The organism is Clostridium formicaceticum, assembly GCF_001854185.1.
In the GTDB taxonomy this organism is placed as follows: Bacteria; Bacillota; Clostridia; order Peptostreptococcales; family Natronincolaceae; genus Andreesenella; species Andreesenella formicacetica.
Map to the genome: position 1 here is coordinate 2,946,478 of NZ_CP017603.1, position 21,212 is coordinate 2,967,689.

The 21,212-nt window shown below is 33.6% G+C and carries 22 protein-coding genes and 11 tRNA genes; 27 read left to right on the forward strand and 6 right to left on the reverse strand.

Translation table 11 applies throughout. From position 1 onward, the window contains the following. Positions 1-566 precede the first annotated feature (566 nt). From BJL90_RS22015 to BJL90_RS13295, 4 genes are all read left to right on the forward strand, one after another. Positions 567-722 carry a hypothetical protein gene (locus BJL90_RS22015; protein WP_156778798.1) on the forward strand — a complete coding sequence of 52 codons (156 nt, stop codon included), beginning with the start codon at positions 567-569 and terminating at the stop codon, positions 720-722. A gap of 828 nt (positions 723-1,550) precedes the next feature. Further along, positions 1,551-2,252 (forward strand): lysophospholipid acyltransferase family protein, encoded by a 702-nt coding sequence (locus BJL90_RS13285; RefSeq protein WP_070968879.1) that lies wholly within the window; start codon positions 1,551-1,553, stop codon positions 2,250-2,252. A 435-nt stretch (positions 2,253-2,687) separates the two neighbouring features. Continuing rightward, on the forward strand, positions 2,688-4,259 hold the full coding sequence (locus tag BJL90_RS13290; RefSeq protein WP_070968882.1) for a glycoside hydrolase family 26 protein: 1,572 nt from the start codon (positions 2,688-2,690) through the stop codon (positions 4,257-4,259). A 192-nt stretch (positions 4,260-4,451) separates the two neighbouring features. Then, entirely contained in the window at positions 4,452-4,889 is a 438-nt protein-coding gene (locus BJL90_RS13295; RefSeq protein WP_070968885.1) for a YaiI/YqxD family protein, read from the forward strand. Between the two features lie 187 nt (positions 4,890-5,076). Here BJL90_RS13295 and BJL90_RS13300 read toward each other — a convergent pair whose 3' ends face one another. Together BJL90_RS13300 and BJL90_RS13305 are read right to left on the reverse strand one after the other, a co-directional pair. Beyond that, complete coding sequence (locus tag BJL90_RS13300; RefSeq protein WP_236904918.1) at positions 5,077-5,547, reverse strand: AmiS/UreI family transporter; 471 nt, start codon at positions 5,545-5,547, stop codon at positions 5,077-5,079. Between the two features lie 363 nt (positions 5,548-5,910). Next, positions 5,911-6,612 carry a hypothetical protein gene (locus BJL90_RS13305; protein ID WP_156778799.1) on the reverse strand — a complete coding sequence of 234 codons (702 nt, stop codon included), beginning with the start codon at positions 6,610-6,612 and terminating at the stop codon, positions 5,911-5,913. A gap of 431 nt (positions 6,613-7,043) precedes the next feature. Here BJL90_RS13305 and BJL90_RS13310 point away from each other — a divergent pair. From BJL90_RS13310 to BJL90_RS13360, 11 genes are all read left to right on the forward strand, one after another. Next, a tRNA-Asn gene (locus tag BJL90_RS13310) sits at positions 7,044-7,118 on the forward strand. A 9-nt stretch (positions 7,119-7,127) separates the two neighbouring features. Then, positions 7,128-7,216 (forward strand) — tRNA-Leu (locus tag BJL90_RS13315). Positions 7,217-7,224: 8 nt separating this feature from the next. Next, a tRNA-Gly gene (locus tag BJL90_RS13320) sits at positions 7,225-7,298 on the forward strand. Positions 7,299-7,311: 13 nt separating this feature from the next. Further along, positions 7,312-7,387: transfer RNA gene (locus tag BJL90_RS13325), tRNA-Lys, on the forward strand. 3 nt (positions 7,388-7,390) lie between these two features. After that, positions 7,391-7,479 (forward strand) — tRNA-Ser (locus BJL90_RS13330). Positions 7,480-7,501: 22 nt separating this feature from the next. After that, positions 7,502-7,593, forward strand: a tRNA-Ser gene (locus BJL90_RS13335). Positions 7,594-7,597: 4 nt separating this feature from the next. Beyond that, a tRNA-Pro gene (locus BJL90_RS13340) sits at positions 7,598-7,674 on the forward strand. Between the two features lie 26 nt (positions 7,675-7,700). Beyond that, positions 7,701-7,777 (forward strand) — tRNA-Ile (locus BJL90_RS13345). A 20-nt stretch (positions 7,778-7,797) separates the two neighbouring features. Next, positions 7,798-7,873: transfer RNA gene (locus BJL90_RS13350), tRNA-Trp, on the forward strand. Positions 7,874-7,918: 45 nt separating this feature from the next. After that, positions 7,919-7,995: transfer RNA gene (locus BJL90_RS13355), tRNA-Ile, on the forward strand. An 8-nt stretch (positions 7,996-8,003) separates the two neighbouring features. Further along, positions 8,004-8,079 (forward strand) — tRNA-Phe (locus BJL90_RS13360). A gap of 45 nt (positions 8,080-8,124) precedes the next feature. Here the strand turns inward: BJL90_RS13360 and BJL90_RS13365 are convergent. Further along, positions 8,125-9,117 carry an asparaginase gene (locus tag BJL90_RS13365; RefSeq protein ID WP_070968892.1) on the reverse strand — a complete coding sequence of 331 codons (993 nt, stop codon included), beginning with the start codon at positions 9,115-9,117 and terminating at the stop codon, positions 8,125-8,127. Between the two features lie 593 nt (positions 9,118-9,710). On the opposite strand from BJL90_RS13365, the gene BJL90_RS13370 reads away from it, so the two are divergent. The 4 genes from BJL90_RS13370 (at position 9,711) to moaC (ending at position 13,413) form a co-directional block, all read left to right on the forward strand. Continuing rightward, a complete protein-coding gene (locus BJL90_RS13370; protein WP_070973224.1) occupies positions 9,711-10,313 on the forward strand; it encodes a lactate utilization protein in 603 nt (200 codons plus the stop codon). A gap of 205 nt (positions 10,314-10,518) precedes the next feature. Continuing rightward, positions 10,519-11,676 carry a cysteine desulfurase family protein gene (locus tag BJL90_RS13375; RefSeq protein ID WP_070968895.1) on the forward strand — a complete coding sequence of 386 codons (1,158 nt, stop codon included), beginning with the start codon at positions 10,519-10,521 and terminating at the stop codon, positions 11,674-11,676. A gap of 7 nt (positions 11,677-11,683) precedes the next feature. Continuing rightward, a complete protein-coding gene (gene thiI, locus BJL90_RS13380; RefSeq protein WP_070968899.1) occupies positions 11,684-12,856 on the forward strand; it encodes a tRNA uracil 4-sulfurtransferase ThiI in 1,173 nt (390 codons plus the stop codon). An 80-nt stretch (positions 12,857-12,936) separates the two neighbouring features. After that, positions 12,937-13,413, forward strand: coding sequence for a cyclic pyranopterin monophosphate synthase MoaC (moaC, locus tag BJL90_RS13385; protein ID WP_070968903.1), 477 nt, complete (start codon positions 12,937-12,939; stop codon positions 13,411-13,413). 127 nt (positions 13,414-13,540) lie between these two features. Here the strand turns inward: moaC and BJL90_RS13390 are convergent, their stop codons facing one another. The 3 genes from BJL90_RS13390 to pflB all read right to left on the reverse strand — a co-directional run bounded on the left by BJL90_RS13390 (position 13,541) and on the right by pflB (position 17,254). Next, positions 13,541-14,044, reverse strand: a complete 504-nt coding sequence (locus BJL90_RS13390; RefSeq protein ID WP_070968906.1) for a MogA/MoaB family molybdenum cofactor biosynthesis protein — start codon at positions 14,042-14,044, stop codon at positions 13,541-13,543. A 211-nt stretch (positions 14,045-14,255) separates the two neighbouring features. Further along, a complete protein-coding gene (gene pflA, locus BJL90_RS13395; RefSeq protein WP_070968909.1) occupies positions 14,256-14,996 on the reverse strand; it encodes a pyruvate formate-lyase-activating protein in 741 nt (246 codons plus the stop codon). A 26-nt stretch (positions 14,997-15,022) separates the two neighbouring features. Next, positions 15,023-17,254: a formate C-acetyltransferase gene (gene pflB / locus BJL90_RS13400; RefSeq protein ID WP_335617793.1), complete on the reverse strand. Its 2,232-nt coding sequence runs from the start codon at positions 17,252-17,254 to the stop codon at positions 15,023-15,025. A gap of 225 nt (positions 17,255-17,479) precedes the next feature. On the opposite strand from pflB, the gene spoIIAA reads away from it, so the two are divergent. The 8 genes from spoIIAA to spoVAC all read left to right on the forward strand — a co-directional run bounded on the left by spoIIAA (position 17,480) and on the right by spoVAC (position 21,203). Further along, positions 17,480-17,815: an anti-sigma F factor antagonist gene (gene spoIIAA / locus BJL90_RS13405; protein ID WP_070968911.1), complete on the forward strand. Its 336-nt coding sequence runs from the start codon at positions 17,480-17,482 to the stop codon at positions 17,813-17,815. Positions 17,816-17,829: 14 nt separating this feature from the next. Continuing rightward, the gene (gene spoIIAB / locus BJL90_RS13410; protein ID WP_070973228.1) at positions 17,830-18,267 is read left to right on the forward strand and encodes an anti-sigma F factor; all 438 of its coding nucleotides are present in this window, start codon (positions 17,830-17,832) and stop codon (positions 18,265-18,267) included. Positions 18,268-18,279: 12 nt separating this feature from the next. Further along, entirely contained in the window at positions 18,280-19,050 is a 771-nt protein-coding gene (gene sigF, locus BJL90_RS13415; protein WP_070968913.1) for an RNA polymerase sporulation sigma factor SigF, read from the forward strand. Positions 19,051-19,304: 254 nt separating this feature from the next. Beyond that, complete coding sequence (locus tag BJL90_RS22020; protein WP_156778800.1) at positions 19,305-19,469, forward strand: hypothetical protein; 165 nt, start codon at positions 19,305-19,307, stop codon at positions 19,467-19,469. Positions 19,470-19,471: 2 nt separating this feature from the next. Continuing rightward, positions 19,472-20,101 (forward strand): stage V sporulation protein AA, encoded by a 630-nt coding sequence (locus tag BJL90_RS23150; protein ID WP_070968916.1) that lies wholly within the window; start codon positions 19,472-19,474, stop codon positions 20,099-20,101. Between the two features lie 11 nt (positions 20,102-20,112). Further along, positions 20,113-20,523: a stage V sporulation protein AB gene (locus tag BJL90_RS13425; RefSeq protein WP_081561996.1), complete on the forward strand. Its 411-nt coding sequence runs from the start codon at positions 20,113-20,115 to the stop codon at positions 20,521-20,523. A 19-nt stretch (positions 20,524-20,542) separates the two neighbouring features. Beyond that, on the forward strand, positions 20,543-20,701 hold the full coding sequence (locus BJL90_RS22025; protein WP_156778801.1) for a hypothetical protein: 159 nt from the start codon (positions 20,543-20,545) through the stop codon (positions 20,699-20,701). A gap of 46 nt (positions 20,702-20,747) precedes the next feature. Continuing rightward, complete coding sequence (gene spoVAC, locus BJL90_RS13430; protein ID WP_070968921.1) at positions 20,748-21,203, forward strand: stage V sporulation protein AC; 456 nt, start codon at positions 20,748-20,750, stop codon at positions 21,201-21,203. Positions 21,204-21,212 lie beyond the last annotated feature (9 nt).

Sequence of the window (21,212 nt, forward strand, 5' to 3'; positions counted from 1 at the left end):
CTTATTATATGCTTCGTAAGAAAATAAATTTTAAATTGAGGATTAGTTTAGCTTACCCAGTTTTAGATTATATGATATGATATAAATATGGATTTAATCTTTGTTTTTACGATAGGGAGTATACACTCATATGATTTATTTAATCAATAAAAAACAATCAACGATAATTATTTATATTATTCTTGTTTTATTCTTATTAAACTATTTCATAATAGATAGCTCGTATAGCAGTACCAATGATGCTGACGATTTAAAATTTCCATACCTTTTGACTGCGCAGTATCAATCAGAAATTCTAAATATACAAGAACTGCCTCGAAATAGGATTAGCCTTGATATATTATATAGAATTGCCAGCATATTTGGTCTAATATTAGTTTGCAGCTATAATTTGATTGTAGATTATAGATACTTAACCTATATATACTTACACATTTCAAGGCTATTTATAATATTGCAGAGGTTACTTCTGCCAAGAAAAAATTCCAGTAGGTACAAAGCTTCCTTAATTACTAAGTACACAGTTCAATCTAAACTAATAGCTTAATATTAAGGAGGCATTGTCAATGGAACTACAGTTAGATGTAATTGCGGTTTTGCTTGTTTTTATTGGATTTTGCATAGGTAGTGCACTGCTAGTAAAGAAAGCAAATAAGGAAATGAAAAAACAAGAATTAGAAAATAATAAGCTTAGTCAGAATGATAAGAATACAAAAAAATAAAAAGTAGAAAATAAAAGATATTGGGGTAATTCACTCCAATATCTTTTATTTATTGTTGTGAACTATTATCCTTTAATATGCTATTTATTGATTCTATTTTATTATAAAGGGACATCAAAATAGATAGTTCATTTTTAATAGATTCATTTATTTCATCATCATTTGTATTTTGTTGTTTTTTTTGATTTGATGGTATCTGGTTAAAACTAAGTTTAATAAATATTGTATTTCTTCTGTTTTAAAATCTATAGAATCTACCCCCTATCCTCGTAAATTATTCAATAATATACAACTACATAGTATATTTATTACCCAAGATTATGCAGAATAATTATTTTTCTGTAAATCTATCATAATAGGTCATCAATAAGATAATTTAATCTTCTATTTTAATATAGCAACAAGGATATGTCATTATGCATAATTCATCTAATTTGTCTTAAACGCAATTGTTTTTTGTCATTAATTAATTTTCGACAAAGTTAGTCAAAGGGGTTCTTCAAGATTTGTAGAAAATTATGTATTAAATGGAAATCATGGTAAAAAATGAATCAGTATATAGGATATATTTCTACTAAGGTAATTCAAGATTTTGTAAAAGATTTCATTTTAATGCGATATAATTAATGCGGTATAAAAATATTTCAATACTATCAACATATCAGAGCTGTTTTCTTGGGTCTATATTATTTAGTTGGGGAGCTAATTAAGTTTTGTATTAATTCGCAAATTAGGGTCACCTAAATTAGTAGTAATAATTACTGTTAGACATTTTACGTGTTTCAATACATAATTTCAAGTATAGAAACATTCAGGAGGAGTAAGTAAATGATATCCACTATAACGGCAAAAATTATAAATATTTTACCGGATAAATTTGTCACATACATATCTAAAAAAGTTGTTGATAAATACCTAAAAAAATATGCCAATATAAACATAGAGGGCAGTGAAAACTTAAAGGGAATAAAAACACCAACTATTTTTATATGTAATCATTTAAGCAATTCTGATGGATTAGTTTTAGACAAGGCTTTAAAAGAGATTGATCCAACTTTTGTAGCAGGTGTAAAGCTGTCAAATAATATTGTTACAAGTATAGGGGTTAATGGAATAAAGACTACAAATATAAAACCTAATACTGCTGATAAAGAGGGTCTTAAGAAAATTATTAAGCTTGTTAACCAAGGGGAAAGTTTATTGATTTTCCCAGAAGGAACTAGAAGTAGAGTTGGTAGTTTGATAGAAGCAAAGAAAGGAATCTTTCTTATAGCAAGAATGACAGGAGCTCCTATTGTACCTATTGGATTATATGGGACAGAAAAATTGTTACCTATAAATAAAGAAGGAGATATGAGTGCGGAAACCTTTAATTATGCAGATGTTCATATCAACATTGGAAAACAATTTGAATTTCCCAAGAGAGCAAAAGAGCAAGATAAAAAAGATTATGAAGATTTTGCTACAAAATATATAATGAAGAAAATAGCAGAATTATTACCTGAGAATTATAGAGGAGTATATAAATAAGTAGACTGAAAACAGTCTAACTGATTAGGTTTCTAACATCGTTAGTAATCGAGGTCACCTAAATTAATATCTAAAGAAGCAACATTTATTATATAATTATCTTGGTAATATTCGGATCATAGAAAAAAGTTGTTAGGGTAGGCCGTTGGAGCTGAATAGGCAACTATACATAACATTATCAAAAATGAAGGATGTAGGATGCTAGGAATAGCATAAGTAATACAAAAACCGTTGGGCAAACGGGGATAGCTTGGTAATTATATCAGCGGTAGCTGCTATGTCCCATATAGCTAAAATTTTTTGGATTTTTCCTAATGAAATAAAGGTTTTTTATATCAGGATGTAGAAAATATAGAAGATTAATACAGGAATGCTCTAGTGCAGTAAAATGCATAGGCATATATCTGTAGGACAGATAAAAGGAGAGAGGCGACAATGGGAAAAAAGATCATGCTATTTCTAGTGGTGTTAATTTTTTGTACTACAATCGTAGGCTTTGATGTATATGCTAGTCAATATGCTAGCACCTACATAAAGAATGGTCAGCTAGTGACATCTGCTGATTATGATTATGAAGACGATTTTAAAGCAATCAAACCAATGAATAACGCCTATAATCAGTATACTGATTATTCTCACGGTTATTCTATTAACTATCCAAGTCATATGTGGGTGGATACATCCTTATCGGAAGTTAGAACTGTGATTGCTGATGAAGATACACTTATTGAAATTTACTATGATGATTTTAGAAATACCATACATACGGCAGATAGATATATTCATTATAGTAATCAATTTAAACTTAACAAAAAAGATCATAAAATAGAAAAGGATCAGACGATTCGTGTAAATGGGCTGAGGGCACATCTTTTAGAATGGAACAGAAATAAGTTAGAAAAGCTTACCAATGACAAAAATTACTATGTTAATGTTAAAATTGTTAAGAATTCTTATGAAGTCTATACTATTTTTATAAAGTCTTCAAAACCTATTGAGGACTATATGACTATGATTAATAGCTTTCATATTCTTGAAAAGAAAGCAACGCCTCGGATAAATACTACTTATAAGATGAAAGAGCCAAATGTAAGCCAAGAAACTAGAGATTTTTATAGCAAATATTTTTTAGAAAGCGATTCTCTAAAGTGGGGAATTTTTGAATGGTCAACAGCTTATCATTTTGATTATTTAAGCAGTTTAGAAAAAAGAATGGATTATTCCTTTGAATTTATAGTAAGGTATCAAACTTTAGAAACAAATTTCCCAATGGAAGAGATGCTCAGTGCTTATCGTAATAATAAATATGTAGAACTTACATTGCAGACAGAACATAGCCAAAATGATAATGCAAGTGTTACTTATGACTTGCTCAATGGGAAGTATGATGATTTCCTAAATCAATATGCTAGGGATATGAAAGCCTTTGGCCATCCTGTGTTGTTTCGACTAAATAATGAAATGAATGGTGATTGGTGTGTATATTCCAGCTATTTTAGTTCCAACGATACAGAATTGTTTAAGGCAGTTTGGCGATATATTTACGGCATTTTTAAGGAGAATGGCGTAGATAATGCCTTGTGGGTATGGAATCCTCATGATATTTCATTTCCAGGCTTTAAGTGGAACCATTATCTAACCTATTATCCTGGGGATGATTATGTAGACATTATAGGATTGACAGGATATAATACAGGAACTTACTATAAGGGGGAATACTGGAGAGGTTTTAATGAGGTATACGATGATTTTTATGAAGAGTATCTATCTATTTTTGAATATCCTTTTATGATTACAGAATTTGGAGCTAGTTCTATAGGAGGAGACAAGATTGGTTGGATTAAAGATATGTTTGCTAATATACATAGATTTGATAATATAAAAGTGGCCATTTGGTGGAATGGAATTGACTGGGATGAGGGAAAAAATCCTGCTAGAATCTATAAGCTTGATGAGACTGATGAAATGTTAGAAGTCTTCAGACAAGGTCTTCAGAAATATAAATAACGTGAGTTATTAGAGTCCTTTCAAATACTACTAATTAGGGATTAAAGTAAGATGTTTTCCCCAGGAAGCATGAGAAGCAAATGTATCGAAGGAAAAATAATAGAGCATACTGAAGGAAGTTAGTAAAATCAATAGAGCAATCTCTTAAAATTGGTAAGTACAGTTAAAAGACTTTGCTAAAGGGTGAGGCAAATGAAAATACTAGTAGATGCAGATGGATGTCCTGTAAAAGAGATAATACTCAAGGTAGCAAAAACCTATAGAATAGAGTTGGTGATGATAAAAAATATTTGTCATGAACTTTACGATGATTATGCAAAAATTATAACAGTAGATCAGGGTAGGGATATGGCGGATCTGGTACTTATTAATCATGTAGCACAGGGAGATATCGTGGTTACACAGGACTATGGTGTAGCGGCTTTGGCTCTTGGAAAAAAAGCTATAGCTATTCATCAAAATGGTTGGTTATATACAGATGGAAATATAGATGAATTACTGATGAAAAGACATTTTAATCAAGAAATGAGAAGAAAACATAAGAAATATACAAAAATACCTAAGAGGAGCAAAGAGGATGATTTGAGGTTTGAAGCTAAACTTAGAGAATTAATCGTCAATATGTTATAAATATGTCTCCATGAATTTCAATATACTAAGGATTAATAAAATCTAGATCTAAACTTTTTAAGACCATTTATATCTGTAAATGGTCTTAAAAAATAAATAACAATTAAGATTATATAGAGAGGAAAGTTTTATTTCATTGAATCAGGTAGTACATATAATTATGAAGATAATTAAAATGTATTTTTAACTAAAATGGTAAAGCTTTTCCTAGTCCTAATAAAAATGCAGGAATCCAAAGACCTATAGGTATCCATACGATAAGGGAACAGGCAACCACTCGATTCGATAACTTGCCATAGAAGTTTAACCATACCATGTAAGTAAGTACAGCGTAGCCACCTGTTACTAAACCCATGTAAATGTCACCGCTTGAGAAGTTAATAAATGAATAAATGGTAGAAATAAATGCTACAGTAAGACTTACATTTCCAATAGACTTTAAATTTTCAAGTCCATATAGAAGAGCATATGCAATACAAATATAAAGAAGACCATGAGCGAAAAGTAAGCCAGCACCTAATACATCTCCTTTAACCCCATCAATTAACCCACATATTACTGTGAGAAGACCCACAATACCACAAACAAACCCTGTACCCTTAGCTTCTCCATAACCTAAATTTAAAAGAGCTACTGTAAACCACATTAAGCTAATCATTATAAGACCGGGTATTACCATTAAAAAAACCCCCTCTTGAAATATAATTTTTTATTTTCCCCTCTATTAATCTTAAAATTAAAACTTAATGGATTGTCCGCTAAAAGGTATAACAGGATAAACATGACAAAATTATCAATATTTTCTAAATATTGATAATATAACATATTCTAGTAAAAATCAAAAAATCCTTCTTTATTTATGAATTTTATGAAAAGTTTTAAATAAAGAAGGATTTTTGATTTTGAATAGCTTCCTTTCAGAAGATATAGGTTTAAGATATTTTTCTTTAAACAAAAACATATACTTAAAACCTCGTAGTTTAGCATACGCTAAACTATTTCATTGAGGCTAAAAGATGCACTAATGACTTATTCGTTTATTTAATTTATAGATGAGACTTTCTAAGGTAGTAACAATTTGTTGAAATTTTGTCCAGCTCTCCACATGATTAATGTCACGATAGAGTCCATTGATTTCTAACTGAAAAGAAGGAACGCCAGTTTTTTCCCAAACTGTTTTAACAACAGTTCCTTGTCTATCGGCATTGAATAAATAATTGAACCGTACATCATTAATATTTCCTTCTTGAAAGGTTTGAATAATTAAGGTTTTTATTTCCTGTGGAATGGATTTGCCATCGAGGGTTCCTACATCAATCATAAAAGATCTTCTCTTATGAAGACCATGTAGATCAATAACACAGCGTAAAGAGCATTCTTTTATTTTATGAATCAGATAGTCTTTATAAGCACATATTAGGTCACTATTAGAGTCACCATGACCTGTAAAGGTGCGGTAAATTGCATGGCATTTTGTACGTTGTGCTAATATTAGTGCTAAGCTACCTGTAAAAATATCTGGATTTTTTATTAAGCCGTTTCTTATTTGTTTGACAGCATGAGGAGCAGAAATAATAATAGGAATATCCCCTTCCTTATATTTAAAAAGACAACTGTAGTTTTTTCCCAAATAATAATTACTAGAAAACTCTCCTTCTAATAATAGAGCAGTGCTGATTAACTGATTATCAAAACCAAATATCTTAGCTATATAGATCACCACCTGATAAATATATATAAATATATTTTATTTAACAATAAACCTTGTAATGGGATTATAATTATATTCATATTATTAAATTTTGTTCAAATATATTTTTTCTAAAGAGCTTAAGAAATATAGAAGTAATTAATGGATGTATGAAGGAATCCTATAGAGTAATGTATGAAAATAAAGGGATATGTCAATAATGAATGACAAAAGCTATTAATAATGTAAAATATTACAATATAATTTTACAAAAATATGCTGAAATATTGTTGACAAAATAATAAAAAAGTGTATAATAATATTTGTCGTTATTTTAAATATTTTTCCCTTTTGTAGTAAAGGACTGAAAGGTTTGATGAATATTTATATAAAATGACGTTTTTTAAGAAGTTATTGACAAACTAGCAGATTTATGATTATGTATTTCTGTGATCTATAAATATTCCAGAGTAGCTCAATGGTGGAGCACCCGGCTGTTAACCGGTAGGTTGGAGGTTCGAGTCCTCTCTCTGGAGCCAATATATAGTGCCGAAGTGGCGGAACTGGCAGACGCACAGGACTTAAAATCCTGCGGTCCTTCAAGATCGTACCGGTTCGATTCCGGTCTTCGGCACCACCATATAAGCGGGTGTAGTTCAGTGGTAGAACTTCAGCCTTCCAAGCTGACCGCGAGGGTTCGATTCCCTTCACCCGCTCCACTAAAACAATTGCGATCCATTAGCTCAGTCGGTAGAGCACCTGACTTTTAATCAGGGTGTCCCGCGTTCGAGTCGCGGATGGATCACCAAATGGAGAGGTGTCCGAGTGGTTTAAGGAGCTGGTCTTGAAAACCAGTGACTCCGAAAGGGGCCGTGGGTTCGAATCCCACCCTCTCCGCCAATGTAACAATCATAAATTACTGGGAGAAGTACTCAAGTAGGCTGAAGAGGACGGTTTGCTAAACCGTTAGGTCGTGTAAGCGGCGCGCGGGTTCGAATCCCGCCTTCTCCGCCATTTTCCGGGTGTAGCGCAGTTTGGTAGCGCACATGGTTTGGGACCATGGGGTCGGGAGTTCGAATCTCTCCACCCGGACCATTTAAGTTTTATTAACCTAAATATTAGGGCCTTTAGCTCAGTTGGTCAGAGCGTCCGGCTCATAACCGGCAGGTCCGGGGTTCGAGTCCCTGAAGGCCCACCATTTATAAATCAAAGAGCAGAAGGGGTGTAGTTCAGCTGGTAGAACGGCGGTCTCCAAAACCGCATGCCGTGGGTTCAAATCCTGCCACCCCTGCCAAAAATAGAAACAAGCGGGATGTTATACCATATCTTTCAATATAATGGGCTCATAGCTCAGCAGGTTAGAGCGCACGCCTGATAAGCGTGAGGTCGGTGGTTCGAGTCCACTTGAGCCCACCAATAAATTTGCCCAGATAGCTCAGTCGGTAGAGCAGGGGACTGAAAATCCCCGTGTCGGTGGTTCGATTCCGCCTCTGGGCACCAATAATAAAAAAACTAGTACAATTTGTACTAGTTTTTTTATTATTTTTATTGATATTGATCATTCTCCATAACAGTTCTCAACGTGTTTAAATCGTTTGTTAGGCTAAGGGCCAACATTAATTTAATTCGGGCTTTTTGTCCTGGTAAATCTCCACAAAAAATAACGCCTAGTACTCTTAGTTGTCTCCCTCCTCCTTGATAACCATAGGTATCTAATACACGACCAGTAGGGCATCTTGAAACCACAACAACAGCTACTTTTTTATTAATAGCATATTGAATTCCTTCTAACATCTTAGGAGGGATATTTCCTCTGCCCAAAGCTTCAATAACAATTCCTTTTGCGTTAGAATCAACGCAGCATTTTATGAGATGTGAATCCATGCCCGCAGCACACTTAATTAAATGAACATTTGTTTCAATGGAAGTTGCTGGGATGTATTGTCGATCAATAACTTCACGATGGAAAATGACTTTATCATTATCTACAATGCCTAAGGCACCAAAGGACAGCGATTTAAATGTATCTAAGCTTAGCGTGTTTGTTTTTGTTACTTCACTGGCAGCGTTTACTTCATTATTCATTACTACCAAAACACCTTTGTTTTTTGCGTGAGGAGAGATAGCAGTACATACCGCAGCAGCTAAGTTACTAGGGCCGTCATAGCCAAGTTCAGAGCTATTTCTCATGGCACCAACAACGACAATGGGTTTATCGGATTTAATGGTCAAATCTAATAAATAAGCTGTTTCTTCTAATGTATCTGTGCCATGGGTAATGATGACACCAGTTATATCTTTTCTAAGTACTGTTTTAACAACAAGTTGTTGTAGCTCCATCATAAGAAGAGGATCAATGTGTGGTCCAGGGAGTGTGGAAAAGTTGATAGCTTCAATCTCTGCAAACTTGTCAATATTGGTTACCAAAGACATAATTTCTTGATTGGATAAAGAGGGGATAGCTGCGCCGATTCTAGGATCTATTGACATAGAAATGGTCCCTCCTGTAAAAATAATAGCAACCTTAGGTTTTTCCATAGAATACCTCCTAATAAATAATTGTTATTCATAAAGAAATTTTGTGAAAAAATATTGATATATTCCTATAACTTTTAGTATATCAAGAAATATATTTATAGCCATTGACTATGTTTTTTCTAGGGTAAAAGCATGGATCATATGTATTGAGGTTCGAGTGTAAAGGCCTATGCTTAGTAAATACTTTTAAATAATAGTACTGTCGCCTAAAATTTAAATGTGAAAGTATATAGTTATGGTGATGTAGGTAAAGCAAGTCCTCTAATATATAGTAACAGATATATTTTTAACATTCAAAACAAAAAAAACCCAGGCTAAGCCTGGGAAAAACAAAATAAAATTGTTTAAAAGGGGTATTGGGAATAGAGATTATATTTACGAGGTTATCAGGGGGATAACCATAGTAAGATTATAACAAATTACGACAAGACATGCAACAATTTAGCGAAAATATATATAATTTTTTTTACCAAATAACTTTTATCCATAAAAACTTTGTATAAAATTTACGTAAAGGATATTTGGCTTAACTGACTATATAGTATATAATAAGATGAGAGAATATTATAAAGGTGGGGTAATCATTGGAGAAGATGGTAAGTACAGTAGTACAAAACTTGGAAAAAAGAAAAATAAAGGCTAAGTTTTTTGAAACGAAGGAAGAAGCTAAAAAGGAAGTTTTAAAAGACATACAACCTTATGCTAGTATAGGAATTGGTGGTTCTGCAACCATCAAGGAAATGGAATTATATGAGGCTTTATTGAAGGAAAATAAAAAAGTATACTGGCACTGGCAAGTAGAAAAGGAAAAAGTAAGCGAGATTAGACAATTAGCTAGTCAATCAGAGGTATATTTAACCAGCAGCAATGCATTAACTGAAGCTGGAGAGTTAATCAATATTGATGGTGTGGGAAATAGAGTAAGTGCTATGTATTATGGTCCTAAAAAAGTGATCGTGGTATGTGGTGTGAATAAAATTTGTAGTGATATGATTTCAGCAATGGATAGAATAAAAAAAGAAGCCTGTCCTCCAAATGCAAAAAGATTGGGACTAAATACGCCTTGTGCAGCTACAGGGAACTGCAATGACTGTCTAAGTGAAGCTAGAATGTGTAATGTAACAGTTATTATAAATCATAAGCCCATGACTGTAGATTTAAGTGTATATATTGTTGGGGAATCATTAGGCTATTAAAAAATTCCTTTCTTACCAGCACTCAGATGCCATTTATAGGGTGCTGGTTTGTTTTGGTGAGATTTTTGTATAGGGTGTTTTTATTAATATCCTATGTATTGCTTCATTATATTAGGTAAAACTAAAAATTAAGATAAACTTTACAAAGCATTGTCATTTTTATATGATAATAACTGTAGGAATAGATGAGTGAGGTTGAAGTGTAATGGAAGTATATTTAGATAATGCGGCTACAACAAAACCTGCAGAGGAAGTTGTAGATGTTATGGTAAAATCTCTAAAAGAGATGTATGGTAATCCATCTTCGCTGCATAGAAAAGGCGTAGAGGTGGAACGAGAAATTAAGAAGGTTAGAAAATTGGTGGCAAAGGCTTTAGGATGCAATGAAAAAGAAGTGATTTTTACTTCTGGAGGAACAGAAGCAAATAATTTAGCTATAAGGGGTTTGGTAAAGGCCCATAGCCGAAAAGGTAATCATCTTATTACATCAAAAATAGAACATAAGTCAGTACTTAGTCTGCTTCAGCAATTAGAAGAAGAAGGATTTGAAGTAACGTATCTGGATGTCGATGAAAAAGGTTTTATTTCTCTTGAGAAACTAGAAAAAGCAGTTAAAGAAAATACGATCTTAGTAAGTGTTATGCATGTAAATAATGAAGTGGGTAGTGTACAACCTATAAAAGAAATTACAAAGATTGTAAGACAAAAGAATCCTAATACAAGAATACATATTGATGGGGTACAATCCTTTGGAAAAATAAAATATTTTGTTAAAGATCTAGAGATAGATAGCCTCTCTATTAGTGCTCATAAATTTCATGGGCCTAAGGGAATTGGCGCGCTTTATCTCAGAAACAGTGTAAGGATGATTCCCCTGCTAGTTGGTGGAGGACAAGAGTTAGAGCTGCGAGCGGGAACCGAAAATGTACCTGGTATTTTTGGCTTAGGAGAAGCAGTGAGGTTATTGCTTGAAGAGCAGGATAAAAAAATAAATGAAATCAAAAACTTAAAGAAGCATTTGCTTCGTAGATTGAGAGAGAAATTAGAAGATATATATATAGCTACAGAGGAAGATGATCAATACGCTCCCCATATAATTAATGTTTCTTTAAAAGGTGTAAGGAGTGAGATTATGCTACACAGTTTAGAGTCGGATGGCATCTACATATCTTCAGGATCTGCGTGTTCCTCTAAAAAGAGAGGCTATAGCCATGTATTAGAAGCGATGGGTATGAGAGAAAGTCATATAGATAGCGCCATAAGGATTAGTTTAAGCCATACCAACACAGTTGAAGAAATAGACTATGCAGTGGACAGCATAAAAAGACATCTCAATAGCTTGAGAAAAATTATCAGGAGGTGATAGCCTAGTGAAGGATGTCATTATCATTCGTTATGGAGAAATTATTTTAAAGGGACTTAATAAAAGATTTTTTGAAGATAAGCTTGTAAAACATATTCGTTATGCACTGGCAGACTTAGGAAAACCAAGCGTATATAAGGAACACAGCAGGATTTATGTGGATGTAGAAGATTATAATCCGCAAGAAATTATTGATAGGGTGAAAAGAGTATTTGGTGTTGTTTCTGTCAGTCCTGCAAAGCGGTTTCCTGTAGATATGGAGGAAATAAAGAAAGTAGTTCTTAAAGAAATACGAGAAAAAATGTTAAAAAATGGAATAAAGACCTTTAAAATAGAAAGTAAAAGGGCCGATAAAAATTTTCCTATGAAATCTCCAGAAATTAGTAGAGAAATAGGAGGATTTATTTTGCAAAATATAGAAGAAATATCTGTAGATGTACATCATCCTGATATTTCTGTTCATGTAGAGGTTAGAAATGATGCTTTTGTACATAGTGAAAAAATAAATGGTTTTGGAGGGCTGCCGCTAGGAACCAATGGAAAAGCTTTGTTATTGCTTTCAGGAGGGATTGATAGCCCTGTAGCTGGCTGGCTGGTAGGGAAAAGGGGTGTGGAGGTCGAAGCTATTCATTTTCACAGCTATCCCTTCACCAGTGAAAGAGCAAAGGAAAAGGTAATTGATCTAGCTAAAATTTTAGCTTCTTATTGTGGGCAGTTTAAGATCTATTCTGTAAACTTATTGCCAATACAGAAGGAAATTAATGAAAAATGTCCTGAAGAGGAAATGACAATATTATCAAGGCGTTTTATGATGAAGATTGCTGAAAAAATTGCTTTAAAATTTGAATACGATGCACTGATTACTGGGGAAAGTATTGGACAAGTTGCTAGTCAAACAGTAAAGAGTCTTCATGTAACCAATGCAGCAGTAAACATACCAGTATTTAGACCACTAATAGCAATGGACAAAGTGGACATCATAGAACTAGCTCATAAAATCGGCACCTATGAAACCTCTATACTACCTTTTGAAGATTGTTGTACCGTATTTTTACCGAAACATCCAGTAACAAAGCCTAAGTTGGAAAAAATATTGCTCTCAGAAGAGTTGTTGGATGTAGAGGGATTAATAGAAAGTGCAATTGATGAAATGGAAGTAATAAGTACATTTGACGAGTAAAAAACTTTAGTTTTGTTAAAACCTGAGGAATAAAATCCATCAGTAAAAGGTAAAAAATTTATTTTCGGGGAGGAAGAACAATGGATCAGTTTACTCACTTTAATGAAGAAGGCAGAGCTAAGATGGTGGAGGTAGGTAATAAATTAAATACAAAGCGAGAGGCTATAGCAACGGGAAGCATCTATATGATGGCGGAAACCTTAAATAAAATCATTGATCGAGAAATCAGCAAAGGGGATGTGCTGGCGGTGTCCCAAGTTGCAGGAATTATGGCTGCTAAAAAAACAAGTGATATGATTCCAATGTGCCACAACATTATATTAACTGGGGCAGATATTCATTTTAATATTGATAGAGAAAACAATAAGATAGATATTCAAGCTACTGTTAGAACCACAGGAAAGACAGGTGTTGAAATAGAAGCATTGAACGCGGTTTCAACAGCGGCACTTACTATTTATGATATGTGTAAAGCAGTAGATCGGGGCATGGAAATCACCGGTATTAAGTTAATGAAGAAAACTGGAGGAAAGTCAGGGGATTTTATAAGAGAATAAAAATCCACTCTTGTAGCTAAAGCTGGACATTGGGGAATCGGGTGGAGACATTACTTTATCTGATTTAAAGAAGTGAAGGTCTTTTAATCCAGTAAAGTATTTCATAAAAAATAAGCACATTTTGTGCTTATTTTTTATGGTTTCCACCACATTCACCCTCAATACCTTTAAGAATACCAATACCATGAGAAAGAGCTGGTAAAATGACTTCTAAGCTTTCCTTTACCCCTTTAGGACTTCCAGGTAGGTTAATAATTAATGTTTGCTTACGAATGCCAGCTACGGCACGGGAGAGCATAGCTTTAGGGGTAATACTAAGGCTTTTCATACGAATAGCTTCGGATATACCGGGAGCCAGTCGATCAATTACATCTAATGTAGCTTCAGGGGTAACATCTCTAGGAGAAAAGCCTGTTCCCCCAGTGGTAAAAACGATATCTAATTTTGCATCATCGCACATAGTTATTAAGGCATTGGCAAGTTTTTCTCTTTCATCCGGCACAATAACATACTCCTTTAAAACCCCGCCAAGCTCCTTCATCATTTCAGCAATTAGTGGACCACTAGTATCCTGTCGCTCACCTATAGACCCCTTATCACTAGCAGTAATTACTCCAATCGTAAATGTCATATTATTTCCTCCTTAGGTATGTAAAGATATTTACAGACGTGTGTTTATAAAACTAAAGTACATAGTCACACATCTATAGAACATAGTATTAGTATAGCCTATCATTTGCCAAAGTGTAAAGAGATTAAATAAATAGACAAAAAACCGCCTACACTTCAAGTTTCATTATGAAGGGTAGGCGGTTTCCATATAGGATAAAGTTTTCTTTAAGTTAAGCTGTTAGACTATATTTGCTGTATTTATTAAATATACTTCTAGCTTTAGCAATATCTGCTTCATTAGCATCGCGAATTCCTTCTAGAGGATATAAGGAATTGTATTCTTTCCATTTGAATTTACCCATAGAGTGATAGGGAAGGAGATCTACTTTTTTCACTGCGTCAAGGGTAAAAACAAACTCTGCTAATGCTTTTAAGGCGGCTTCTTCATCTGTAATTGTAGGAATAACAACATGACGGATCCACATAGGCATATTTTTACTATCTAAATATTTAGCAAAAGATAAAATACCGTGATTATCGACCCCTGTTAAATTCTTATGCTTAGCAGGATCAATATGTTTTAAGTCTAGGAGGACTAAATCGACATATTCTAGTATTTCATCTATGCTGCTGGCAGAAGAAATAAAACCAGAGGTATCTAAACAAGTATGCAGATCATGTTTTTTTAATTCTTTTAGTAAATTTAGCAAGAACTCTGATTGAAGGGTAGGTTCTCCACCGCTGATTGTAACACCGCCTCCAGATGCTTTGATAAAGGGAATGTATTTTTTAATATCGTCAACCAATTCACTTACACTAATTTCTTTACCATCTTCTAGATTCCAAGTATCTCTGTTGTGACAAAACTTACATCTTAAGGGACAACCTTGAAAAAATATAACATAGCGAATTCCCGGACCATCAACAGTACCAAAAGTTTCAACAGAATGAATTTTTCCTTTTACAGTCATGAGAAACACCTGCCTTTCAAAAATGTCTATACAATAGCTTCGTGGAAAGTTCGATGAATAACATCTAATTGTTGTTCTTTTGTTAGCTTGATAAAATTAACAGCATATCCAGAAACGCGAATTGTTAATTGAGGATATTTTTCTGGATGTTCCATAGCGTCTATCAAAGTTTCACGATCAAATACATTAATGTTCACATGATGACCATCTTGAATAAAATAGCCGTCAAGTAATGAAGTTAGAATATTAATTCTATCTGCAGGGGTTTTTCCCAAAGCCTTTGGTACAATTGAGAAGGTGTAGGAAATACCGTCTTGTGAATCTTTATAAGGAAGTTTCGCTACAGAGGATAAAGAAGCTAATGCCCCCTTTGTATCACGTCCATGCATTGGATTGGCACCAGGTGCAAAGGGTTCTCCTGCTTTTCTGCCATCTGGTGTACTGCCAGTCTTTTTGCCATAAACAACATTAGAGGTTATGGTTAATACAGATTGGGTAGGAATGGCATTCCTATAGGTTCTGTTCTTTCTGATGGCATCCATAAATCTTTTTACAAGGGCCTCTGCAATTGTATCAACAGCATCATCGTTATTACCGTATTTAGGGAAATCGCCTTCGATTTCAAAGTCAACCACTAAACCCTCCGCATTTCTAATAGGCTTGACTTTTGCATATTTAATAGCACTTAAGGAGTCTGCGCATACTGATAGTCCTGCAATACCGCAAGCCATGGTTCTGATAACATCACGATCATGAAGGGCCATTTGAATTCTTTCATAGGCATACTTGTCGTGCATATAATGAATGACATTTAGCGTATTGACGTATAGCTTTGCAATCCAATCGATGAAGGTATTGAATTTCTCCATCACTTCGTTATAGTCAAGATATTCAGAAGTAATCTGTTGGAATTTAGGGCCTACTTGAATGCCAGACATTTCATCTCTTCCGCCATTAATAGAGTAAAGAAGAGCCTTGGCTAAATTGCATCTAGCACCAAAAAACTGCATTTGTTTACCGATGGGCATAGCAGATACGCAGCAGGCAATACCATAATCATCTCCCCAGTAGCAACGCATTAAGTCATCATTTTCATATTGGAGGGAGCTAGTATCAATAGACACTTTAGAACAATATTTTTTAAAGCCTTCGGGTAATTGTTGCGCCCATAATACTGTTAAGTTTGGTTCTGGTGCAGGGCCTAGGTTGTATAGTGTATGCAGTATTCTAAAGGAGGTTTTCGTCACTAAAGGCCTTCCGTCCAAGCCTACTCCCCCAATAGACTCTGTCACCCAAGTAGGGTCACCACTAAAAAGCTCGTTATATTCAGGAGATCTTAAAAATCTTACCATTCTTAGCTTCATGACAAAATGATCAATTAATTCTTGAGCTTCTTCTTCAGTAAGATTACCTTCAGCAAGATCTTTTTCAATATAAATATCTATAAAGTTAGAAACTCTACCTAAGCTCATAGCCGCTCCATTTTGTTCTTTTACTGCAGCTAGGTAAGCCAAATAGACCCATTGTATAGCTTCAAAAGCATTGGTAGCAGGTTGAGATAGATCAAAACCATAAGACTTACCCATCTCTTTTAGCTCTATTAAGGCTCTAATTTGTTCTTGGATTTCCTCACGAAGACGGATGGTTTCTTCATTCATAAAATCTACTTCCAAAGATTTTTTTTGCTGCTTTTTATCTTCAATTAGTAAATCTACCCCATAAAGGGCTACTCTTCTGTAATCGCCTATAATTCTTCCTCTGCCGTAGGCATCGGGTAGCCCTGTAATAATACCAGCCTTTCTAGCTGCCAACATTTCTTCGGTATAAGCATCAAAAACACCAGCATTGTGGGTTTTTCTATACTTATTAAAGATATCTCTTACTTGAGGATCTAATTCATAGCCATAAGCTTTGCACGCACTTTCAATCATGCGAATACCACCATTAGGAATGATAGCTCTTTTTAAAGGGGCATCTGTTTGAAGGCCTACAATTTTTTCTAGGTTTTTATTAATATAACCTGGTTTATGAGAAATGATGGTAGAAATTGTGCTGGCATCTACATCGAGTGTACCATTATTTTTACGCTCTGCTTCCATTAATTTTAAAACTTCGTCCCAAAGTTTTTTTGTGGCATCCGTAGCATCGCTTAAGAAACTTTCATCTCCATAATAAGGAGAATAATTTGTTTGTATAAAGTCTCTTGTATCTATTGTTTTCGTCCATTTTCCTTTTTTAAATGCACTGTTATTTATCAACTGTCTCACTCCTTTTAATATGCTTTGTATTTCTTAATAAGATTATAACACAAAATACGGTATATTGTATACAATAATTTGTTAAATTTTTATTCAGGGGAAAAGTTTAAAAATTCTTTCAACAAAAATAGAAGGAAAATTACAAAACTAGTGTTTTTTCTCTGAAGGAGTTGGTAAGGGACAAAGAGAATTACTATTCAATTATATGATAAGGGGGGAAGAACTTTGCAAGTACACTATGAAAATATAGGAAATACACTTATTGTTAAGCTAAGAGGAGAGCTCGATCATCATGTTGCTGAAAAAATAAGAGTAGAACTAGATGAAATGATTTCAAATAAACGTTCAAAGAATCTTATCTTTGACTTAAAAGAAATGAACTTTATGGATAGTTCAGGTATTGGTGTGATTATTGGCAGATATAAAAATATTCATAAACTGGGGGGCAAGGTAGCTGTGGTACAGGCATCTAACAAAGTAGATAAAATATTTAGTTTAGCTGGTTTGTACCGTATTGTTAGTAAATTTGAAACCTCAGAGGATGCTCTTAAATGCATATAAAGGAGTGTAATGATATGGAATGTAAAAACTATATGAAAATGGAGTTCTATAGTAAATCTCAAAACGAGGCATTTGCAAGGGTTGTGGTAGCGGCTTTTGCAGCACAATTAGATCCGACTATTGAAGAAATCTCAGATATAAAAACTGCGGTTTCAGAAGCTGTAACAAATGCAATTATTCATGGTTATGAGGACAAGAGTGATCTTATTACGGTGATATGTAGAATAAATCATGAAGAATTGGAAATTATAGTAGAAGATAAGGGCAGAGGCATTGAAGATGTACAGAAGGCTAGAGAACCTCTGTATACTTCTAAGCCTGAACTAGAACGTTCTGGCATGGGTTTTACGGTGATGGAAACTTTTATGGATCAGATAGATGTATATTCTGAGATAGGAAAGGGAACAAAAGTAAGAATGATAAAAAAGTTCAAAAGCCTGAGTGAAGATTAAGGGGTAGATAAGATGAATATACCAGCATTTTCAGGGGAACACAATGAAATATTAGAACATGAAGAAACAATGGAGCTTATAAAAAAAGCCCAGAAAGGGGACATGCAGGCACAAGAAATTTTGGTAAGTCATAACCTTGGTCTTGTGAGAAGTATGATTAATAGATTTGCTAATAGGGGTTATGAGAGGGAAGATTTATTTCAGCTGGGATGCATAGGATTAATAAAGGCGATAAAAAAATTTGACGCTAGTTATGACGTTAAATTTTCTACTTATGCAGTACCTATGATTGTTGGTGAAATAAAACGTTTTTTGCGTGATGATGGTATTATTAAGGTTTCAAGAAACTTAAAACAGACAGCTTCTAAGGTGAAAATGGTAAAAGAAAAACTGTTTAAAGAGTTTGGAAGAGAAGCAACTTTACAGGAAATTGCTGATGAACTAAATATTGAAAAGGAAGATATTGTTCTAGCGTTAGATTCCAATGCACATCCTGAATATTTATATGATGTGATTCATCATGATGACGGCGCTCCCATATATTTAATAGATAAAATCACGAAAGATGAATCTTTAAATGATACAGAGGTGATTGATAGGCTATTACTGCAGGATACTTTAGCAAAGTTAGAGCCTAGGGAACGTCAAATTATTTTACTTCGCTACTTTAAAGATAAAACGCAAACAGAAATTGCTGAAACTTTGGGCATATCACAGGTGCAGGTGTCAAGAATTGAGAAAAAAGTTTTACAATCTATGAAAGAGTTAATGAAGAAGGCTTGATTTTAGGTCTTCTTTTTTATTTTTATCTATAAGTATACGTCTTGAAATCTGAATTTTAATATCCGCGGTCTACGGTTTTATCCTGGCTAAAAAATGCAGCTAAGGATTGCAAGTGTAGCTCTTAGATATTATTAAAAAGCGTAGACGTATGTCTATATAACACAATGAGTAAATATAGTTAAATATTTCTCTATTGTCTAAAAGAATTAAAAAATTTTTTTAGACAATAATAAGGTAGAGGAAGGTGATTTATTATGATAGATTTTTTAAGAAAATATAAAAGTTACATTATTATTGTATCTATTGTCATACTTATTTTTGGTTCTTGGTATTTTTTAATGAGTAGAAAGATGAGAGGTGAACCTGAAAGGGCAGATTTGGTTTTAAACGCTATTTTCTTAGAAAATGTGGGGATATAGAGATGGAGAAGAGAGAATCACAGGAAATATTTTTACAATCCAAAGGCAAGGTTAGATGTGATTCAAGGAAAGCAGTTTTGTTAAAGGATTTAATTGATGTTTCGATAGAAGAGCAGGACATAAGAGATAAGATAAATCATATAGAGTATAAAATGAATCATGCTCAAGGACAAAAGACCTATGTGATTTCTATGCTATCAATCATATCCTTGATAAAAAACCAATTTCCAAATATCACAGTTCATGTTCTTGGAGAGCCAGATATATTGATGATTTTTCAGGATGTTGAAGTGAAAAATAGGGATAAAACAAAGTTAATAAGGGTAGTTTGTATATGTTTTTTATTATTTGTAGGATCTGCCACTGCCATCATTAATTTTCATTCTGATGTTGATATGCCTCAAACGCAGAAAACAATTTATAGAATTATTACAGGGAAAGAAACGGACCAACTTTTACTTTTGCAAATTCCCTACTCTTTAGGCATTGGTACAGGAATGTCGATATTCTTTAATCATGTTTTCAAAAAGAGAATTAACAATGAACCTAGTCCTCTAGAAGTGGAAGTACATTTATACCAAGAAAACATGGACCAATACATAAAAAATATGAGTGAGAAACATAATAGATAGAAGGGATTGTAGTGCTATATATTATTATTCCAATAATAGGATTTTCAAATGGGATTGTAGTAGGGAGCGGTATCGTGGCGCTTCTAACTTTGCTAGATATTGTACCAAGACTAGGGCAACTGACAAAAACCTATAAATTTACACCAATCTATGAAAATGCAATTATAGGGGGGGCAACGATAGCTGCCTTCCTTTCACTGATTAATAAGGGCATTAACATAGGAACAATTTTGGTGATTTTGATAGGATTTACCATGGGTATTTTCATAGGGTTATTAGCATCTGCATTGGCAGAGGTGATGAATGTTATACCTGTGGTGGTTAGAAGGTTTAAGATAGAAGAGTATGTGCTTTATATTGTTTACTCTTTAATTTTAGGGAAAACAATAGGTTCGTTTATACATTGGCTAGTACTTCACTGATATAATAAGGAGAAAAAATATGAAAAGTAATAAAAAATATTTTCAAAGTTTAGAGATTCATCCTATGAGATTTGAAAATATTGAAGAAAAACAAATCATTCATCAATATGAAAATAGATCTTTAGAAATAAATACAGAAAAACTAAAAGGAAAGAAAAATACAAATGAAATAAGGTGAGTTAGAAAAACAAGAAGTGGTTATAGGGAAGCTTGAGGGTGATATGATGGCAAATAATTTATTTCACAATAAACAGGATTATAAAAAATATGTACAGGAGAAGTCTCCTAAGCATAATTACTTTAAAAATTGTATCTGGGCTTTTATGGTAGGCGGCACGATATGTACGATAGGGCAATTTGTACATAATCAAATAGAAAAATTTTTAAATCTTGATCATTTAAATGCGACAAATGCAACAATACTGGTTATGATTTTCTTAGGAGCACTGTTTACTGGATTAGGCGTCTATGATCAAATCGGTAAACGAGCTGGTGCAGGTTCTATTGTGCCTATTACAGGATTTGCTAATTCTATTGTAGCACCTGCCATGGAATTTAAAAGAGAAGGATATGTTTTTGGTGTAGCCGCAAAAATGTTTGTTTTGGCAGGGCCTGTTCTAGTTTATGGCATTACAAGCTCTGTTATTGTAGGTATCATTTATTACTTTATACAAAAATAGGAGAATGAG

Bases quoted from the DNA above. Each gene is read 5' to 3' on its own strand.
- BJL90_RS22020 (WP_156778800.1), top strand. From the start codon at position 19,305: ATGATAGATTTTTTAAGAAAATATAAAAGTTACATTATTATTGTATCT.
- BJL90_RS13285 (WP_070968879.1), top strand. From the start codon at position 1,551: ATGATATCCACTATAACGGCAAAAATTATAAATATTTTACCGGATAAA.
- BJL90_RS13370 (WP_070973224.1), top strand. From the start codon at position 9,711: ATGGTAAGTACAGTAGTACAAAACTTGGAAAAAAGAAAAATAAAGGCT.
- moaC (WP_070968903.1), top strand. From the start codon at position 12,937: ATGGATCAGTTTACTCACTTTAATGAAGAAGGCAGAGCTAAGATGGTG.
- BJL90_RS13365 (WP_070968892.1), bottom strand. From the start codon at position 9,117: ATGGAAAAACCTAAGGTTGCTATTATTTTTACAGGAGGGACCATTTCT.
- BJL90_RS13375 (WP_070968895.1), top strand. From the start codon at position 10,519: ATGGAAGTATATTTAGATAATGCGGCTACAACAAAACCTGCAGAGGAA.
- BJL90_RS22025 (WP_156778801.1), top strand. From the start codon at position 20,543: ATGAAAAGTAATAAAAAATATTTTCAAAGTTTAGAGATTCATCCTATG.
- BJL90_RS13300 (WP_236904918.1), bottom strand. From the start codon at position 5,547: ATGATTAGCTTAATGTGGTTTACAGTAGCTCTTTTAAATTTAGGTTAT.
- spoVAC (WP_070968921.1), top strand. From the start codon at position 20,748: ATGGCAAATAATTTATTTCACAATAAACAGGATTATAAAAAATATGTA.
- BJL90_RS22015 (WP_156778798.1), top strand. From the start codon at position 567: ATGGAACTACAGTTAGATGTAATTGCGGTTTTGCTTGTTTTTATTGGA.
- pflA (WP_070968909.1), bottom strand. From the start codon at position 14,996: ATGACTGTAAAAGGAAAAATTCATTCTGTTGAAACTTTTGGTACTGTT.
- BJL90_RS23150 (WP_070968916.1), top strand. From the start codon at position 19,472: ATGGAGAAGAGAGAATCACAGGAAATATTTTTACAATCCAAAGGCAAG.
- BJL90_RS13390 (WP_070968906.1), bottom strand. From the start codon at position 14,044: ATGACATTTACGATTGGAGTAATTACTGCTAGTGATAAGGGGTCTATA.
- BJL90_RS13295 (WP_070968885.1), top strand. From the start codon at position 4,452: ATGAAAATACTAGTAGATGCAGATGGATGTCCTGTAAAAGAGATAATA.
- BJL90_RS13290 (WP_070968882.1), top strand. From the start codon at position 2,688: ATGGGAAAAAAGATCATGCTATTTCTAGTGGTGTTAATTTTTTGTACT.
- spoIIAB (WP_070973228.1), top strand. From the start codon at position 17,830: ATGGAATGTAAAAACTATATGAAAATGGAGTTCTATAGTAAATCTCAA.
- sigF (WP_070968913.1), top strand. From the start codon at position 18,280: ATGAATATACCAGCATTTTCAGGGGAACACAATGAAATATTAGAACAT.